The sequence below is a fragment of the Cohnella luojiensis genome (assembly GCF_004564235.1).
Lineage (GTDB): Bacteria > Bacillota > Bacilli > Paenibacillales > Paenibacillaceae > Cohnella > Cohnella luojiensis.
Window position 1 is genome coordinate 1 of the sequence record NZ_SOMN01000069.1, and the last position, 4,348, is coordinate 4,348.

The 4,348-nt window shown below is 39.3% G+C and carries 6 protein-coding genes; all 6 read right to left on the minus strand.

Features of this window, described 5'->3' with window-relative positions:
• Window positions 1–221: 221 nt before the first annotated feature.
• The 6 genes from E2980_RS23575 to E2980_RS23600 all read right to left on the minus strand — a co-directional run bounded on the left by E2980_RS23575 (window position 222) and on the right by E2980_RS23600 (window position 4,075).
• Window positions 222–761 carry a histidine phosphatase family protein gene (locus E2980_RS23575; RefSeq protein ID WP_135154654.1) on the minus strand — a complete coding sequence of 180 codons (540 nt, stop codon included), beginning with the start codon at window positions 759–761 and terminating at the stop codon, window positions 222–224.
• 273 nt (window positions 762–1,034) lie between these two features.
• Window positions 1,035–1,817: an alpha/beta hydrolase gene (locus E2980_RS23580; RefSeq protein ID WP_240703174.1), complete on the minus strand. Its 783-nt coding sequence runs from the start codon at window positions 1,815–1,817 to the stop codon at window positions 1,035–1,037.
• 285 nt (window positions 1,818–2,102) lie between these two features.
• Window positions 2,103–2,435 (minus strand): DUF3024 domain-containing protein, encoded by a 333-nt coding sequence (locus E2980_RS23585; RefSeq protein WP_135154655.1) that lies wholly within the window; start codon window positions 2,433–2,435, stop codon window positions 2,103–2,105.
• Window positions 2,436–2,705: 270 nt separating this feature from the next.
• Entirely contained in the window at window positions 2,706–3,044 is a 339-nt protein-coding gene (locus E2980_RS25045) for an HAD-IA family hydrolase (RefSeq protein WP_338080759.1), read from the minus strand.
• A complete protein-coding gene (locus E2980_RS23595) occupies window positions 2,963–3,367 on the minus strand; it encodes an NUDIX hydrolase (protein WP_135154658.1) in 405 nt (134 codons plus the stop codon). Before E2980_RS23595 ends, E2980_RS25045 begins: the two co-directional genes overlap by 82 nt.
• 261 nt (window positions 3,368–3,628) lie before the next feature.
• Window positions 3,629–4,075, minus strand: coding sequence for a UPF0158 family protein (locus tag E2980_RS23600; RefSeq protein ID WP_135154656.1), 447 nt, complete (start codon window positions 4,073–4,075; stop codon window positions 3,629–3,631).
• Between the last annotated feature and the right edge of the window lie 273 nt (window positions 4,076–4,348).

A 4,348-nucleotide genomic window follows, 5' to 3' on the forward strand; every position in this document is an offset into this window, starting at 1 on the left:
TGAATTGCTTTTGTTCTCGCCAAGGCAACCACTCCCAAAAGTAATTTTCTACTTAAGGGGAAGATTAGATATTAACGGCATTAATTCCTTTAAAGAAATCTCGGAACTTTATCTGCCGTCTATATAGATGTGTTCTTTTCGCTCTACGGTTATTTCAATGTTCTGTGTATTCACGACGTTAGTCCCCTGCCGGACCGAGAGGCGAATGCCCATTCCTCGAGTCACTTCCAAATTCGCTCTAAACTGTATTTATCTTGTTCTATAATTAATTTAAAAACATCGGGGTTCTTCATTTCTTTCCATTCATTGAATCCAAAATCTTTTTTGAAATTTCTGATAATCAAAGACAACAAATTCCCATGTGTTACGATTACAATATTATAAGCACTCTCATTCATTAGTTCGTTTATTACTTCAATCCCTCGATTGGTAGCCTCTACGGAAGATTCACCGCCAGGTAACTTCAAATCCATGTCATCAAATGAAACTTTCAATTTATCCATCCAGTCTGTTAATTCAACTGAACATAAGATTCTTTCTGAGAGTCTTGAATCTATTTTCATTGAGACCTTTGTTAGATCTATAAATGGCTTTATTGAATGAATTGCCCTTAAAAAAGGGCTAGAAATAACCAAATCAATTTGCTTGTCCAGGAGAAAATCAGAAAGAGATTCTGATTGCGCTAGCCCTTCAAGTGTGAGAACTGCATCCGGCTCTTGACCTTTAGCTTTGCAATGTCTAATGAGATATATCGTCTTCATAAACATCTCCTCAAATCAGCACTTAGGCAATTGTACATAACGTTTTTGTATTTACGACACCCCACCACCCTATAGGACCGGCCGCGATGCGATCGGGTGTGTGCTGGTGTGTTCGGCTAACTCTACTTCCTTGCTACTGCATATGCCTCCCTAAATCCCTCATCTAACTTCGGTCCAGACCGAGGCGGCTTGTCTGCCGAAGCGTGAATACGGTGTATGTGATGGATCTGCCCGGCTTCTTCGAATAAAGACAGGACGTCGACCCTCAGCACTTTATTTATCATTTACCACTTCAAAGCTAAAGAAAGACATGAAATCAGGAATTCTTTCTCTGAATGCAAGCAAATTATGACCTGCACCATCAACGATATTGAATCTTATATTTCTTATCTTATCACTTAGAATTTGATAAACAGCTCTTTGAGATTGAACAAAATCTGATTTGCTTTGTTCGTCCGTTCCTTCTTTCGTACCACAATCAAGGTAAAACCCATTAATTGAATCTAAGTTTGAACTGATAATAAAATCTTCTATTTCTTTTTGATTAAACCAAAATGATGAAGATAGGGCCGCTACCTTCGTAAAAACCTCTGGATATCTGCAGGCAGCATAAATTGAAAATAGCCCACCAAGTGAGCAACCCGCCATGTATGAGCAATCTCTATGAGTCCGGTATTTGTTATTTATAATGGGCATTAGCTCATGAATAATGAACTCTAGATATTCTTCAGCTCTTCCTCCAAGTAGACTATCATCTTTAACATAACTCCTGCTGAACTCAACGTTTACCCACGGGCTAAATTCGTTTACCCGCTCGTTTCCTACCGTATTGGAGTCAATCCCGACTACAATAACTTCCGCTCGATTATTATCCAAGTACTCTTTCAATCCAAGTGATATACCATCAGTGACATCTTCATCCCGAAATACGGTTTGTCCATCATGCATATATAAAACGGGGTAAAGTTTTGTTCCTTCCATATATCCATTAGGGAGATATACTCTTATCAATCTTTCTTGATTAAAAGGCGTGATATTCATTATGAAAGTTTCCAAAAGGCACTCCTCCTGATTTACTTCTAGCCCCAGGACGGGGCGGTTGAACAGCTTACAAATGTATTTCGGGCAGATCTTTCACATAACGTTATGGTATTCAAGACGCCCCACCACCCTAAAGGAACGAAGTGACTGGCCGCGATGCAGTAGGGTGGTGTAGATGTGTCCCGGCATCTACTTCCTCGACTTTACTTCCAGGACCGAGGGGCGTATGCCCCGATGCGTGAACATATTGTTATCAGATGTCATTGCCTTCTCTGAATTTCTTGCAAAACATTTCTTCTGTTATCCCCAAAATACGCCACTGTTATCTTTATCAACGATTTTCAATTGTTTTTCAAAGTCTTCATCAGGTGTTATTTCTTCAACTAAATGCCACCTATCCTTACTATCTCTCCAATAAACATTCCACTTATTGTCTACTAATCGGAACTGAGCAATATCATGTTCAACCCAACCTTCACCCCTAAAAGCAGGTCGTTCTTCAATTAACGTGACATTATTGCCTCTGAATTTATAAATAATTTTGATTTGGTTCCTAATGTGTTTCGGCACTTTCTTCTCGGCATATTCAGATAGTATTTTTTCAATTCTCTTCTTTGTGAATGCATGTAGCATATGTGCACCTCGATGTTTGTTGGATTAAACATGGTTTTAACATTCTTCAATGATTTCTGATAACGTTCTGGTATTCACGACGAGGCAGCCTGTCTGCCGAAGCGTGAATACGGTGTTATACGACGTTCTTCTCTTCTCTGAGTAATCTTGAAAGGTCTGCCAATTGGATTATTTCATATTTTGGTTTAGTGCAATACTCATTTATTTTTCTTTTGGGATTAAACCAACAAGTATCTATTCCATAATTTATTTCACCTTGAATATCCGAACTTAATGAATCTCCACCTTTTCCTTGTTTTGAATATTAAGCTTATTGAAAGCATAATCAAAAATTCCTTGGTGGGGTTTTTGATATCCAGCATCTTCTGATACTATAATTTGTTCAAATGAATTAGATAGTTCAGACCTGCTTATTCTTTCGAGTTGTACTTCCTTCATTCCATTGGTTATTATAGCTATCCGATATCCATTTTTTAGAAGATTATTACAAAGATCGGCTGCTCCATCAACTAAAAATGATCCTTCTCCTAAATACTTAATGTACCGAATGTGATGTTCGGGACCTCTTCGACTTGGCTTACAAATTGTTCTATTATCGGTCTTGTATATGCATCAAATGTCTCACTATCTTCAAGCGATTTCCATGTTAATTCCAATATGTCTTCATTTCCTTTGATGTTATAGTCTGTTCCTTCAGTTCCCCCGACGATCTTCGCTATGAAGGTGTATTTCATGTCTTTAACATATATTTGATTAAGAAGTTCAACATCATATCCTGTTTCTTCTTTAACTTCCCTTATACATGCTTCTTCAGGTGTTTCACCTTCTTCAATTCCTCCACCTGGAAAATTCCAAACTATATCGCCCCTTTGGACATATTGACGAACCATGAGTACTTTTCCGTCGTTAATGATGAGCGCCTGCGATATCATACTCTTCATCTCCGTGTTTTTGAGTGTCTTTACTATGCTCTTCCCGAATTTCAATAACGTTCTTTTATTCTCGACCGTCCCTCCACCTTAAGCCCAATGGGCGGCAATGCGGTTAGGTAGTGGTGGATGTGTCCGGCTGATTCTACTTCCCTGCTACTAAAATGCCTCATCGAATCCACTTCTAACTTCTGCCGGACCGAGGGCCGAATGGCCTGATGCGTGAATATGGTATTAGGCGAAGGTACTTTGAGTTAGCCAAATTTATTCAATAATCAGCTTTATAAATTCTTCTTCAAACAGCCTCAATACCCGTTCTCTATTCCTTTGATCCTTAAATTTATACCATTGTTCCAATAAATTACGGTCGCCGGACAATGTATCCTTAAATCTTCTAAATACTCCTTTGCCTCCTCTTAGTGCCCGTTCAAGGGAATTTTGCATCTTCTTTTCTTGAACTGTTTCTGTGAACTCTTCCATGTCCTCAAAAGATTGCCATGATTCAATCTTTGGAACTCTGATGTATCGTTCCCCAAATTCTTCCTCAATTCTTTCTTTAAGTTCAGGATCTGTTTCTATATAATCACCAAGCATCTCAACATCCCCAGTTTGTTTATCAAAAAAGCAAGAGATTTCATGACTCGTTTGTTCGCATGCGAAAACTAATTCTTCGAATTGATGTGATGTTAGCTTGATGAATTCCAACTCCATTGATATCACCTTCCAACATGATTTTTACTTCGTACTTTCGCCGTCACGGTAGAGACGCCGATTACTCGACGCCCCCCGCACAGATCCCGGCGTGCGGATTTCCCGCACCGGGCTCTTCAAGAATACTCACTTCCGCACTTCCGGCCTCAGAAATCAAACTGAAGTTGGATATATCTGGATTCTACAATTCGAGGCTTAACAACAGAATACCTGCCTAAGCAGGCAGTGAAGGCGCTTTGGTTGAAGCTTCGTCGTTGGCTTCTCCGGTTTAAC